Annotated in this window: 9 protein-coding genes; 1 reads left to right on the top strand and 8 read right to left on the bottom strand. The window is 54.8% G+C overall.

All coding sequences use genetic code 11. The features are described 5' to 3' along the window. Positions 1 to 22: 22 nt before the first annotated feature. Positions 23 to 1,420, bottom strand: a complete 1,398-nt coding sequence (gene lpdA, locus KB449_RS01970) for a dihydrolipoyl dehydrogenase (RefSeq protein WP_282906753.1) — start codon at positions 1,418 to 1,420, stop codon at positions 23 to 25. A 199-nt stretch (positions 1,421 to 1,619) separates the two neighbouring features. Between lpdA and KB449_RS01965 the strand changes: the two genes are divergently transcribed. Beyond that, positions 1,620 to 2,201, top strand: a complete 582-nt coding sequence (locus KB449_RS01965; RefSeq protein ID WP_282906752.1) for a TetR/AcrR family transcriptional regulator — start codon at positions 1,620 to 1,622, stop codon at positions 2,199 to 2,201. Positions 2,202 to 2,476: 275 nt separating this feature from the next. Here KB449_RS01965 and KB449_RS01960 read toward each other — a convergent pair whose 3' ends face one another. The 7 genes from KB449_RS01960 to KB449_RS01930 form a co-directional block, all read right to left on the bottom strand. After that, positions 2,477 to 4,612 carry a hypothetical protein gene (locus KB449_RS01960; protein ID WP_282906751.1) on the bottom strand — a complete coding sequence of 712 codons (2,136 nt, stop codon included), beginning with the start codon at positions 4,610 to 4,612 and terminating at the stop codon, positions 2,477 to 2,479. A gap of 51 nt (positions 4,613 to 4,663) precedes the next feature. Continuing rightward, positions 4,664 to 6,823, bottom strand: coding sequence for a DUF5054 domain-containing protein (locus KB449_RS01955; protein WP_282906750.1), 2,160 nt, complete (start codon positions 6,821 to 6,823; stop codon positions 4,664 to 4,666). A gap of 43 nt (positions 6,824 to 6,866) precedes the next feature. Continuing rightward, positions 6,867 to 7,754 carry a carbohydrate ABC transporter permease gene (locus KB449_RS01950; protein ID WP_282906749.1) on the bottom strand — a complete coding sequence of 296 codons (888 nt, stop codon included), beginning with the start codon at positions 7,752 to 7,754 and terminating at the stop codon, positions 6,867 to 6,869. A 16-nt stretch (positions 7,755 to 7,770) separates the two neighbouring features. Then, the gene (locus KB449_RS01945; protein ID WP_282906748.1) at positions 7,771 to 8,661 is read right to left on the bottom strand and encodes an ABC transporter permease; all 891 of its coding nucleotides are present in this window, start codon (positions 8,659 to 8,661) and stop codon (positions 7,771 to 7,773) included. Between the two features lie 14 nt (positions 8,662 to 8,675). After that, on the bottom strand, positions 8,676 to 10,361 hold the full coding sequence (locus tag KB449_RS01940) for an extracellular solute-binding protein (RefSeq protein ID WP_282906747.1): 1,686 nt from the start codon (positions 10,359 to 10,361) through the stop codon (positions 8,676 to 8,678). 91 nt (positions 10,362 to 10,452) lie between these two features. Beyond that, entirely contained in the window at positions 10,453 to 11,880 is a 1,428-nt protein-coding gene (locus tag KB449_RS01935; protein ID WP_282906746.1) for a response regulator transcription factor, read from the bottom strand. A 9-nt stretch (positions 11,881 to 11,889) separates the two neighbouring features. Continuing rightward, positions 11,890 to 13,641, bottom strand: a complete 1,752-nt coding sequence (locus KB449_RS01930; RefSeq protein WP_282906745.1) for a sensor histidine kinase — start codon at positions 13,639 to 13,641, stop codon at positions 11,890 to 11,892. Positions 13,642 to 13,689 lie beyond the last annotated feature (48 nt).

Here is a 13,689-nt window from a genome sequence, read left to right as displayed (position 1 = left end):
CTTTTCTCTGTGAATAGACAATTTAGACAGTTTGTATTTTGCTTTTCATCATTTTGGTCGCAGCGTTCTGCGCAGCTTCCATCATCACCTCGCCCAATGTAGGATGCGGATGGATGGTCAACGCCAAATCTTCAACCGTCGCCCCCATCTCGATTGCAAGACCAAGCTCCGAGATGAGCGTCGAGGCTTCTGCTCCCACGATTTGCGCGCCTAAGATGATCCCCGTTTCCGAATGAGCGACGATTTTGACGAATCCTTCTACGGATTGAAGTGCCAATGCTCTTCCGTTTATGCCGAATGAAGATCTTCCGACGACCGTCGGCATCTTTTTTTCTTTGCAGGCCGTCTCGCTCATACCGACGCTGGACAACTCCGGTTCGGAAAATACGACAAGCGGGATTGCCTTATAATCAACGACCGTTGGCAGACCCCCGATAGCTTCGGCTGCAACCTTAGCTTCGTAAGACGCTTTATGCGCAAGCGCAGGACCGCCGGTAATGTCCCCGATCGCGAAGATGTTCGGAATATCCGTTCTGCATTGTTTGTCGGTGTTAATCAGCCCTCTACTCGTTGGATATAAACCGATACGCGCCAGTCCCAGGCTGTCATCGGTGTTGGGCCGTCTTCCGACAGTTACTAATGCATATTCCGCTCTGATCGAATGGGAAATGTCATTTTTGACATAATGGAGGGTGATGCCATCCGTATCTTGCTGCGCGCTAACCGCAGTCGCTTCGGTTACGATCGTGATCCCATCTGCGCTCATATGCTTGATTACAGGGGCGACCAGATCTGCCTCAAACCCGGGCAAAACTTGCGGTCCCCCCTCCAAAATCGTAACTTTGCTGCCGAACTTGGCATACATCTGTCCGAGCTCAACTCCTATATATCCGCCCCCGATCACAATCAGGCTTGCAGGAACGTTGGCCAGCGACAATGCTTCCGTCGAAGATAAAATGCGATTACCGAAGGGCAAGGCTTGCAACTCAATCGGACGAGAACCCGTCGCGAGTATCGCATCCTTGAAAGATACCGACAGCTCCGTTCCCGGTCGCTTGATCATGACCGTGTGTTGATCGATAAAACGCGCCTCTCCTTCTACAATCGTTGCCCCGGCAGTTTGCAGCAGGTACTTCACGCCGCCCGCTTGCTTGTTGACGATGGCTTCTTTAAAAGCCTGGGCCTCCAAAAATGCATCTACGGAACCCGAACGACGCCATGTCTTGTGCGTGTCGTAGCGGTGAGCCTCGGCGATTAACGCTTTGGAGGGAATGCATCCCACATTCGTACACACGCCGCCGATTGGACCGCGTTCGACCACGATCGTTTTCATGCCAAGCTGTGCGGATCTAACGGCCGCTGCATAACCTCCCGGGCCTGAACCAATGACTAAAGTATCTGTTTGCATGTGATCGGTCATAGCCAAACACCTCCCGGTCCTTTATATATGATGATCGTAATATATTATTATCATCATATTTAGATTCAGTCAACCAGGCTTATAAAAACGGCGTTCTTGTTGCTATTCTGAAAATGACGGCTATAATCTTGTATTATGGATATCATATTTTAACCGCTTCCTATACATCGAAAAATCCTCATCTACAGGAGGGAATGACATGCCCTATTCCAAAGCTCATAAATTAATCATCCGCGAAAAGATCGTTCAAAATGCAACGAACGAATTCCGGCAAAAAGGAATCAAAGAAGTTAGCGTACCTCAAATTATGAAAGGTGCCGGCTTAACGCATGGCGGGTTTTACGCACATTTTGCCAATAAGGATCAGCTCGTCGCCGAGGCGTGCCGGAAAGCCATCGAAGAGACGATCAACCTCTTGCAGGGTGCAACGAATCGCAAGAAGGATCATGTAAAGTTGGCCACCGTCATTGATTATTACCTGAGCGCAACGCATCGGGATCAAATGGAAATCAGCTGCATCCTCCCGACTTTGTCCAGCGAAATCGCCCGTTCCTCCGATGAGATCAGAGACGCTTTTACATTGGAGATCAACCGATTTTTTACATTTATAGCGGAGATGGTCGGAGGAAACAAACAAGTGAGTATGGCTATCGTAAGTGCCATGGTAGGCGCCATACTGTTAGCCCGTTCGGTCAACGATCCCGCGCTAAGCCAGAACATTCTGGATTCCACCAAGCAATATGCTAAAGATATGGCCTCTCACTTTAGCCAGTCTTCTTAACTTGCAAGGCGTACAGCCGCTCCGCCGCAAGTGGCGCAGTCGGGACTTCGGCGAGCGGGCGGGCGGCGGTGGCTGGGGCGGAAGCGGGGATGAGGATAGCGCAGTTTTGCGCTATTATTGCGTGTTGCGTGAGCCGCGGGGGTGCGGGCTGTGTGACGCAGCCGATCCCGGCGACGGACCGGCGTGGCGATTGCATACATTGGCATGGGCAGCCGCCCGCGCAGGGGCGATCTGCCATGAGGATGTGATGAATAGACATGCTGACACGAATAAGATTAATGTCGTGCCATGCTAAAATATCCCGCTTTATGTCCCGCCAGCGCAACCCGCCATGACGCCTGCCCCAGCTCGAGGATGCCGGGGGAAAACGGCTTGCTCGCGGCGCAAGTCCATGTGTCCGGCCGATAGCAGCGCAGCTCGCCTTCGACGCCGAATTGAGAGCTTCCAACGACGCCCGTCTCGAGGTTGCCTACCAGAACGCCGATCTCCCCTTCTTCGGGATATCTCCAGAACAGGAACGCGATCGGTTTCTGCCAATCCCGGTTGCCCCACCCGATCCGCTCCGGTCCGAAGCCCTGCTCCCCGATCGCGAACGCGACGGCCTGATAGGTTTGCGGGCTTTGAATCGACAAATGGGTCAGATGCATCTCCCGCAAGGTGCCCCATTCCGGCGTTTCCCAGATCCAGCACGGCAGCGTACGATGCTTCGCAAAAATCGGACCGTCCAGCGCGCGGATCAGACTGTCCCAGTCGGCGCTCTCGGCCAGCGTGCGATAGCGCTGGTTCAACACTAGCCCGGCCGTGCCGACCTTGGCGGACAACGGCTGCTCGACCAAACCGGCGGACGGCAGCTCGGCGTGCGTCGGCCGCTCCGCGATGGCGATGCCGAGCGCGGAGCGCAGCGGCTTCGGCAGCAATCCCGCCTGGCCGGTGAACAGGACGGGCGTACCCTCGTTCAGCTTGGTCAGCAGCGCAGAAGACAGCTTGTCGTCGATGCTGGCGGGCGCAGGGAACAAGAAAGCATCCGCCTCGATATCGGCCAGCCACTCGCTTCGCGTGATGGATAGGACGGGCATGCCGTACTTCAGCAGCAGGGCGGTCCAGTCGTCCATCTCTTCGCCGCGGCTGTACTCGGCCGGCTGCCGGAGCAGTGCCTCGAGGCCCGCCCGGTGATAAACAAGACTTGGCCCGCCGGGAACGGGTTGACGCGCCAGATCGGCTGCGCTCCGCTCCATCGTCGTCCGCAAATAAGACACGGATGTCTCGGGCAGCAGCTCGAATCCATGGTTCATCCACGAGATGTAGCAGCCGTCGGAGCGCTTTACTTCACCGCCGGGCTTGAGCACCGAAGCGTGGCTGTACGCCCATATTTCCCAGGCTAACTTGGAGGGAAATTCATGAATCGTATCCCACGGCTCCCAGGCGTCGAACGTCTCGATTAGTATCAGATGCTTGCACGGGGTATGGGCCAGCATCGCCATATCGACCAACACATTCGTCAGTTGGAACGTATACCCCATGCTGTGCATCGGCCAGTAATCCTGCCATGCCGAAGCCCATGTCTGCGAGATCCACAGGTCCAGGCATCCGCTTAGCGCCGTCCGTTCAAGATCGAAGCCGTGCGACCTCCATTCCTCCATCGAGGACGTACCCGAGTCGTATCCGATAACCAGAAATGCCGGCTGCTGCAGTTTGATCTCCTGAAACAGGCGAATCCATGTCCCCGTCCAATAATCGGTCTCCTCCGGCCCTCGGTAGCGTCGCCGACTGCCTCGCACATAAGCCGGCGTAAAAATCCGGTCCCGAAACACCAGACCGTCCAATCCGATATGTGCGGCCAGATCGCAAAGCTTGTCGGCGAAGTAGTCGCCGAAAACCGGGTTTGGCCGGCGGCATACCTCCTCATTCGAAGGCACATTCACGGCCAAACCAAAATCGAAAGCGCCAAATTGCGTATCCGTTATTTCCGGATGCTCCGGAAACCAGTTGCCGCGGATCGAATAGTGATGCCGATCGCTGCGGCTATCGGTTCGTCCGAGCCAGCCCCCGCACGTATTTTCTTCATCCAACACCTGATCGGGAACGCCCATCACCATCAATACCGTGTGGAAGTTGTGGATATTCCGTTTACGCGCCTCGCTCTTCAGACAGTCGAGCAGAGACTTAAGCCGCCCGTACGTCCACTCTTCGTAAAGAGGCGGCTGGCAGCACCGGATGACATCGTCCAGCTTGCCGTTCCAGTAGAGAACGGAATCGAGCAGCCAGCCCGCGCACATAGCCAGCCCCTTGCGGGCGGCAGGCTCGCGCTGCCACAGCGGCGTCAGCCGATCGAACAGCTCCGCTACCTTCTGCTCAAGCAGGCTGCCTTGAAACCAATAAATATCCATTTCCAGCCAGCACTCGTCGTTCATCGGCACATCCTCCAGAAGCCAGCGGCCGCCGCGGGTCGCAGGCCGGTATTTTTATGGCTTGGCAGCTCCGATCTGCGCGTTCGACTTCAAGGAGACGACAAATCGAAAACGGCTGTCCTCGTCGTACCACATCGGAAAATTCGTTCCCCAGACGTTGTTGTACAACAGGAAATGCATCCCTCCGTTCAGCTTCGCGAACGAATTGTCGAATTCCAGCAAACGTCTCTCGCCCGGCGCCACAAGCGGTGCGTCCCACGTTGCAATTTCCGCTATTCCGTCCGCGCCGTTATACGATACGCCCTGATTCACCGCATGAAGGTTGCGGTTCCCGTTGCGGACCACCTCAAGCGGAGAAACCGGCTCTCCCAGTTTGTCCATCTTCCACAGGTTCGGATTGTCTACTCGGGGACTGAACGAGAACCAATATGCTTCCGGCAGCCTGTTCGCTTGCTTATCAAACCAGTCCAACGTACATGCCAGCTCGTCTTTTTCTTTATAGAAATGATAGTTCACGACGATTTCCTTCGGACAGCCGAATTTCCGCACTGCCTCCTCAGGCAGGAAGAGCATGATTCGCACCCGGTCTCCATCTTCTCCTCGTATGACGGAGATCGAGGCCGCGCGGGGACGGTGCAACTCATTCCTCGGGCGAGGCTCGGCCAACTCCATACCCGGCTTGCCGAAATCCGCATCGGCCCATACATAAGTCTCCGGAAGCCGCTCCACATACTGCTCGAACCAGGTATGATAGTTTTCCACGCCGAAAGCTTCGTACAGAAGCACGCCGAGCCGGTGCCGCTCGCTCGCCCACTGCTTGCCTGTGTTGTCCTCAAGCCTCACGATGGACCCGTCGGAAGCGAATGCCACATGAAAGCGGCCTAATGGATAGACAGTATGCAACTGGAGAGGCTCGTTTTGCGTCCCTGAGGCGCTCCTGACCGGTTCCGTGTCGGCAATTGCGCGTTCGGCTTCCTGTCTCATCGCCGGGTCAAGCGCCGATAAGGCTTTTGCGAGATAGTCCCTCTGCTCCCGCCACGAGCTTTCGAAGGCAGCGTAGCGGTTGCCGGCCGCGGAAGAGGACAAATCCGGGGCGGGCAATGATTCGTCTGAATTCATGCGGAAGCAGCCCAAATAATGGTATTTATCCGGAACCGCGTCTTCCGCTACCGCGTCCGCTTGCCGGGCTGCCGTAAAGTCGGCCAACGAATAATGCTTAAAATCGGTCAAATATTTCTTTTCGTCCATGCCCCAAGTATGCTCCGCAAGGAGCAGCAGGCAATTGGACAAGTCCCTGTACGCTTCAGTTTCCCGGCCGATGCGTCCCTCCTCCAGCCACCGCCGACGAAAACGAAGCAGTGTCCTGTAGCGGGCAACCTTCCACGGATCGCTGGCAACGCCGTGGATCCAGGTATCTCCGATCTCCTCGTGAACGACCGGAAGCGTGTCCTTTAGCGGGAGCAGGGCCCGGGCGAACGCATCCATGGTCGACGCCTGAATCCGCGCATTCGGGAACCGCTCGGCCAAGCGCGCGAGCTCCTGCTTGATGCTGTCCTCCGAGGGCGGACCATGATTATCTCCCGTATGGGAGAAAACGATGGCCTCTCGAAAACCTTCGAGCTGCAGCAGATTGCCATAGTCATTGGCATAGTTGACGATAATTTCGGCTCCGTCTTTTCCTTTCCATACGAACAAATCGGGGACACCCGGCACCTTGGAGGCCGGATTTACGCCAATATGGAGATAAACGAGGCCGCGCCTTGCCATATGACCGATGATCGCTCGCGTATGTCCCGGCACATCGGTCATCTTGGCCGCTATCGTCTGCTTGCCGAACCGGCGATCCAGCTCGCCGGCCAGCGACAAGCCGTACTCGAACAGTTCGGCGTCCATGAGCTCCGTATGCGTGGTGAACGGCAGGCCATGCCAGACGATCGCGCCTCTGTCGATTGCGGCTTCCAGCCGGCGTGTCTGCGCTTCGTCGGCTCGCTTCAAAAATTCATGAATCAGCCATGATCCTGTCGTCCATATAAACGCGACTTCGTCCCCTTCGACCGCCAACTGTTCGGCTAGCGTGACGGCTGCGGGAATATACTGCTCGCAATATTGCCTGATCACGTTCTCCGCCAGATCGGTGAACCCGAGATCCAGATGCGTTTTAAAAATGACATGCACCGTGTCGATATTCGTATCGGTGTCCATTGGATTCCTCACATGCTTTAACTCCCTTGCGGATAAGTAATATCTGCCCTTCCCTTCATTCTTTGACCGAGCCCAATATGATGCCGTGAACGAAAAACCGCTGCAGAAACGGATAAACGAACAGAATCGGAACCATCGATACGAAAATTTTCGCGGCGTTCAGCGTGCGGTCCGAAATCTGGCTCAACAATTGCCGGGAGTCCGCGTCGGACATGGCGTCATTCATCTTCTGAACGACCAGCTGCTGAATGTACGTCTGCAACGGATAATGCTCGGGCTTGTTCATGAGCATCAGCCCATCGAAGAAGGAATTCCAATGACCCACGATGCTGAACAGCGTAACCGTCGCAATCGCCGGCAGCGAAATCGGCAAATAGACGAAAAACAGCATGTACCAGGGCCCCGCTCCGTCTACCGTACCCGCTTCATCCAAATCCCTCGGGATGCTGCGGAAAAAATTCATGAGCAGAACCACGCTGAATACGGGTACCGCGCCGGGCAGCACCAAAGCCCAAATCGTATCCAAAATACCGACCGTCTTGACGGTCATATACCAAGGTATAAGGCCGCCGCTAAACAGCATGGTAAACAGAATCGACCACGTATAAAGATGGCGAAGCTTAAATTGCTTCACGTCGCGGGAGAGCGGATAGGCCATCAGCAGCGTCAGCATAAAATTAAGGCCGCCTCCGAGAATAACCCGCTCCACGGAAGTTACGAAGGAAGCGAAAAACAATCGATCCTTCAGCAACAGCCGGTAAGACGATGTCGTAAAATCGACCGGCAGAAACGTGACATTCCCGGCCGCGGCCGCCGCTTTATCGCTGAAGGAAAGCGCGACGACGTGCAGCAAGGGGGCAAGGCACAGCAAAGCAATCAGGATCAAGAGTCCGTCAATGATCCATTGCCCCAGCCTGTCTCCGAACCTGGAAGATAGCACCATGCGATTCCCTTCTTCGTTAGAAAATGCGGTAATTGGTGAGGCGGTAGGCCAACCCGTAAGAGATCACGATCAGAACGAAACCGACGATCGACTTAAGCAGCCCGACTGCCGTCGCCAAGCCGTATTGCGCGCTGAGCATGCCCGTTCGGTACACCCAGGTGTCGATAATATCTCCCGACGCATAAACCATAGGGTTGTAGAGATTAAAAATTTGATCGAAGCCGGCGTTCAGCACGTTGCCGATCGCCAGCGTCGCAAGCAGCACGATCGTGGTCGAGACACCCGGCAGCGTAATGTGACGAATCTTTTGCAGTCTCCCGGCGCCGTCGATTTCCGCCGCCTCGTACAGAGAAGGATTGATTCCGGAAAGGGCCGCAAGGAAAATAATCGCGCTGAACCCGAACTCCTTCCACACTTCGCTGAATACGGCGACGAACGGAAACCAGCGGTTGCTGCCCATAAAGAAGACCGGTTCGAACCCGAGCAATCGGATCGCATGATTAACGATGCCATCCAGTGACAGCATATCGACCATAATGCCGGCGAGAATGACCCACGACAGAAAATGCGGCAGATAGACGGCCGTTTGAACAAGCCGCTTCATCGTTCTCCTGCGGACCTCGTTCAACAGCAGCGCGAAAAGCAACGAGATAAGCAAATTCGCCACAATTTTCATCACCGCAATGCTGAGGGTATTGATAAAAATTTGCTTGCTGTCCGGCAATTCGAACATAAATTTGAAGTTGTCCAGCCCCACCCAATCGGAATGCCATATTCCTTTGACCGGGATAAAATGCTGAAAAGCGATGACGATGCCGAACATCGGCACGATGCTGAACAGAAAGAGCAGCGCAAGCCCCGGCAATAGCATGAGCTGGTAATGAATTGAATTCGATAGTCTCTTCATAAGCCAACCCCTGACTACTTCTTGATGGCTTCCGTTACTTCGCGAATAACCTGATCCCCGCCGATTTGCCTCCACTTCGCTACGAACTCGTCAAAATAATCAAGCGGTTTGTCTCCGACGATGATCTGCATTAACGCTTCGTTGGACAGCTTGGATAAATTGGCCCACTTGGATTCCATCGTTTTGGTCTGTCCGTCGAATACGCCGTAGATTTTGTTCATCGGAGTGGCCAGCACGGCTGCGGCATCCAGATTGGCCGCTTTTACGCTCCAATTGGCCGGATCTTTTTTCGGATTTTGCATCTCCGCTACGACCTGTTGATATTGCGTTTGGCGATCGGCTGGCAGCTCCTCGGGTTTGATTTTACCGTCCAAGGCGTCTTGCAGCTGTTGATGGATGCGTTCTACCGCATTTGCGTAATCCAAATTTATCGTGAAGGGGGCAACCGCCCAGTTCACGTTCTGGCCTTTATAAGGCTCGGGAGCGCCGTCAAGAACACGGATTAGCTTAAACTGCATATTTAGCGTTTTCACGACAGCTTCAGGCTTGTCGTATCCTTTGCGAACGACCAGGAAATTGCTGGATGCGGGGAGCGTGTTCGCATTGAATACGCCGCTTGCGTCGAGGGGAAGCGCGTAGGCTCTCCATTCGGCTTTCGGATCTTTTTTGACTGCGTCGCTAAGCGGGTAGAAAGGACTCCACCAAGGACCGAACAGAAGTCCCGCCTTGCCGTTTACCACCTGCTCGGTCGCTTTGGCCACATCCTTGACGCCGAACTCCTTGTCGATGAGCCCTTTTTTGTACATCTCGCTTAATTTGCCTAACGCGGGTTTCATTTCCGGCATAATGGTGCCGTAGGTCACTTGTCCCTCACTATCTTTGATCCACGTATTAGGGCGGGCGCCGTAAGCCTGGAAAATAGCGTCAAGGGAGAAATGTGCGGATGCCGCGCCGGAGACGATATCCCGCATGGCGGGCAGACCGATCGTATCGTCCTTGTTGTTGCCGTCCGGATCTCTCTCGATGAAGGCCTCAGCCACTTGCGACAGCTCGTCGACGGTTTTGGGCGGCTGCAGGCCCAGTTTATCCAACCAATCCTGGCGAATCCACAGCAGGCTTGGCGCATTTCCTTGAACGTTGACATCCGGGAGCGCCATCAGTTTGCCGTCGAACGTCGCTTTTTCCAATGCCTTTCCTTCCGTCGATTCGTAGACGCCCCTCACGTACGGAGAGGCGTATTGCTCATAAGCATCGCTCAGATCGGCAATCAAATCGGCTTCGACGAGCTGTTTCAGCTGGTCCTCGTTCACGTTCATCACGTCCGGGATGTCGCCGCTGGCCAGCGACATATTCACCTTCTGAATATAGGCGTCGCCCTGAACCTGCCACTTATGTTTGATCCGCACGTTCAAGTTTTCGGCAATATAACGGGTATATTCGTTGTCCTCCACCGTATCGGTCGAGCCCTCCGGGAAATTCGCCGCCGGCGGGAGCATTTTGCCGAGCGTGAACGTCACCGGCTGATCGAATTTCCCGTACGGGTCTTTGGCCCGCTGCGTCGAACCGCTCGCGCTTCCGGTCTGCGTGCCGGTCGGATTCGACTCTGCTTTTGCTGCATCGTTGTTGTTCCCACTGCAACCCGCCGCTGCTGTCATTACGGCAATAATCTGAACGGCCGCCCACCATTTTGCCTTTTTCATGGTTCTCCCCCCGAATGAACGATTATGCTCGAGCACCTTCAGTATAAAGCGGTTTCAAGAAGCGGATGGAGAGAGAGCCGTTCTCCGTCGGTCAGGTTTTCGTTTGGCACAGATCGCTTTTGGTTTGATAGAGACTGCGATATTCGGTCGGCAGCAAGCCGATATGGTCGCGAAACATTTTGCTGAAGTATTTCTCGTCTTCAAATCCGCATGTCTTCGCCACGATGTAAATCGGGGCATTCGATTGGAGCAGCATCGATTGCGCTCGATTTACCCGAAGCAAACGCACATAATCGCCGAACGGTCTTCCGACCACATTTTTAAACATCTGGCTGAAATAACTCCGGCTGACGTTGACGCGTCTGGCGATATCGTCCTGCTTGATATCCGCGCCGATATTGTCATTCATCATCTCCACTGCTTTCATCACGCTTTGCACCATTTCGTCGGAATAAATCCGCTTCCTCAATCGCTGCCGAATGTGCGCTCTGGTCTGCTCCAGCCAGGCGGTCCAATCTTCCCAAAATCTCAGGCGTTCGAATTGCCCGATTAACGATGCCGTTTGAAAGCCGGTATCGAGCATTTTGGTCCATTCCACAAAGATCGAATAAAACATATGGCCGAGCGATGCCGGCGTAGGCTTCTCGCGTCCGGTTCGCTGCAACAGCTCCTCGAATAAACGGTCGTCGTGAAGCCAGGTCAACGCCAACCATTCCTTCTGCAGTGCCTGCGCGTCATGATCCCCGCTCTCGGTACTCGGAGGCAAGGACAGATCGACTTCATACACCCGGTCCCTCCGCTTGTAGCGGTAAAAGAGCTGGTACCCGATATAGTTCTTCAGCAGGCTGCGAAGCTCGTGCGCGGCAATATTTCCAAGCCCATTCACTTGGGTAACGGCCCATTGCTGCAGTCGGGGCTCCGCCAGAAACAGATCGACGTTGGCCTGTCGGTCCTCTCCCGGTGCGCAAGCGTAAAACCAGCTCCCTTGATCGACATCCATCAAGCGGTCCGGCACGATCCAGTCCAGCGCGTAGAGATCGATCACGTTCGCTTCGGTTGCTGAAGCGGTCAGCAGCAGGCCGCCATCGCCGGAAACGGATGGCAGAGCGCTTCTCATTCCCGCCACTCGGCTTCCTTGTTCGAACGCGATGCGGTCGCCGATTCGCCGCAAGACGTCCTCGACCGTCTCCATATCCAGCTGGGTCTTCACGATATAGTCGATGGCGCCAATCCGCATCGCTTCCTGGATGTAGTTGAAGTCCTGATAACAGGTGAGAACGACCATCTGGATTTGCGGGTGATTGGCTCGAACGGACTTCATCAATTCGATGCCGGACATATGCGGCATGTCCAAATCCGTAATCAGGAGGTCGATCTTGTGCTCGCCGATAAAATCCAACGCCTTCCTGCCGCTGCCGACGCCTCCCACGATTTGAATCCGGTTGGCTTCCCACGGCAAGGTCCGGATCATTTGTTCCCGGACGAGGGCTTCATCTTCTACGATCAATGTCCTTATCATAAGGGCCTCCTATTCCAAGCCGTTGGTCGCTCTCACGGGAAATCGCAGCCGCATGCTGGTGCCTTTGCCGGGTTCGCTGGCGATATGCAGACGATAAGCCTCGCCATAATAAAACTGCATCGTCTTATTGACGAACTGCAGGCCAATGCCGATCCCGACCTTGCGCTCGGTTCCCTCTCCCATTAAGCGCTCCAGATCCGCGGGCGACATGCCGACACCGTCATCCGTCACGGCAATGGAGGCATGATCGTCCTCTTCCATTCGGACGGTCACGGCGATCATGCCGCCTTCGTCGCCCAAACCGTGATAAAGCGCATTTTCAACGAGAGGCTGCAGAATAAACCGCGGAATCGGCACTTTATACGTCGCCGGATCGACGTCGACCCGCACTTCGAACTGATAGTTGTAGCGTGTACGCTGCAAATCGATATAATGCTGGAGCGCCTCCAGTTCATTCTCCATGCGGACAATTCCCCCCTCTTTGCCGAGATTGTAATGCAGCACCCGCGAGAAGACGGCCACGAATCTGTCGATTTCCGTCTGGCCGTTAGCCTTGGCCAACCACTGAATCGTATTTAGCGTATTATGCAGAAAATGGGGATTGATTTGCACGTACAGCTTCTCCACTTCAATCTCGCGTTTACGCTTTTCTTTCTGTTCGACTTCAAGCAGGAGCTCCCGGATGCGGATGCGCATCATCCGGAAATGATAGAGCAGGTGGTCGAACTCCCGAACGTTCATTTTCGTGATTCGTTCGTCGGGAGCGCTTGCATCGAAGGCCCGGATTTCACGGCCGAGCACCTGGATCGGGCGATAAACCATTTTCCAGATCAGCCACGCCAACAGGAGACTGGCAGAGAGACAAAGCGCTACAATGAGCAGGGCTTGCCTGAACCATTGCTTGATTTCGTGGCTGAAGTCGCTTTTGCGGACGGCCACGACCAGTTTCCAGCCTTCGCCGCTGTCTTGCTCGAACCGGTAATATCCCTTCAGGGCGGCAAGCCCCTTCCCCGCGGCGTCCGACTCCGGCAAATACGCCGATCCGACGAGAGCCTCCTGGTCGCGGTCGCTATAGACGATCTTTCCGTCCTGATCGACTAACAAATACGCGACATCCATCTGATATTGCTGCTTGTTCAGCAGCTGCTCGAACAATTGATAGTTGGTTTCTATGTACACGTACATATGATCCAGGTTTTCAACCTTGCGCATGATCGAGAACACCGTATTTTGTCCGTAACGGTACACCGACTTATGCGGCCCGTGAAAAGTAATGCCTCGCGAACGGGAGAGCGCCGGCAGATTCTCCAAGCGGATGTCCGGATTTACTTCGAGGTTTTCGAACATCGGCTTACCGGTGTCCGCCAAATAATAAAAGGTCATCCCGATATTCGGGTTGGTGAAGTTCAGCAGCAGCAAATTATTCTCCAACTCGCGGGTCAGGTTAAACTTCTCCGAGGTGCTTCGGGATGAAAACAGCAGCTGCAAATCGCTGCCGACCTGCCCGTCTGCAAAAGCGAGCTGCCGCGAGGTGTAATCGAGGTTGTTCAACGTATATTCAATCCCCTGGCATACTTGCGCGAGCGTCGCTTCGATGCTTTTTTGAATCTTGTTCTGCAAGTTCAAGAACATCGAATAGTAGGTGACCGAACCGATCAGCAGCAACGGAAGGAGCGAGCTGAGCAGCAGCACGAGGAAAAGCCGGGATTTCAAGGAGGATGTTACCGTCGGCCGTTGGAGGACCGAACCTATCGTACTCATATGCTTAGAGCCCCTTCCCGTCGGTTGTTTCATTGCCCGTTGAGCCGG

The sequence above is a fragment of the Cohnella hashimotonis genome (genome assembly GCF_030014955.1).
Classification (GTDB): Bacteria; Bacillota; Bacilli; order Paenibacillales; family Paenibacillaceae; genus Cohnella; species Cohnella hashimotonis.
This window is presented reverse-complemented; position numbering and strand designations above follow the sequence as displayed.

Bases quoted from the DNA above. Each gene is read 5' to 3' on its own strand.
- KB449_RS01930 (WP_282906745.1), bottom strand. From the start codon at position 13,641: ATGAGTACGATAGGTTCGGTCCTCCAACGGCCGACGGTAACATCCTCC.
- lpdA (WP_282906753.1), bottom strand. From the start codon at position 1,420: ATGACCGATCACATGCAAACAGATACTTTAGTCATTGGTTCAGGCCCG.
- KB449_RS01940 (WP_282906747.1), bottom strand. From the start codon at position 10,361: ATGAAAAAGGCAAAATGGTGGGCGGCCGTTCAGATTATTGCCGTAATG.
- KB449_RS01935 (WP_282906746.1), bottom strand. From the start codon at position 11,880: ATGATAAGGACATTGATCGTAGAAGATGAAGCCCTCGTCCGGGAACAA.
- KB449_RS01965 (WP_282906752.1), top strand. From the start codon at position 1,620: ATGCCCTATTCCAAAGCTCATAAATTAATCATCCGCGAAAAGATCGTT.
- KB449_RS01960 (WP_282906751.1), bottom strand. From the start codon at position 4,612: ATGAACGACGAGTGCTGGCTGGAAATGGATATTTATTGGTTTCAAGGC.
- KB449_RS01945 (WP_282906748.1), bottom strand. From the start codon at position 8,661: ATGAAGAGACTATCGAATTCAATTCATTACCAGCTCATGCTATTGCCG.
- KB449_RS01950 (WP_282906749.1), bottom strand. From the start codon at position 7,754: ATGGTGCTATCTTCCAGGTTCGGAGACAGGCTGGGGCAATGGATCATT.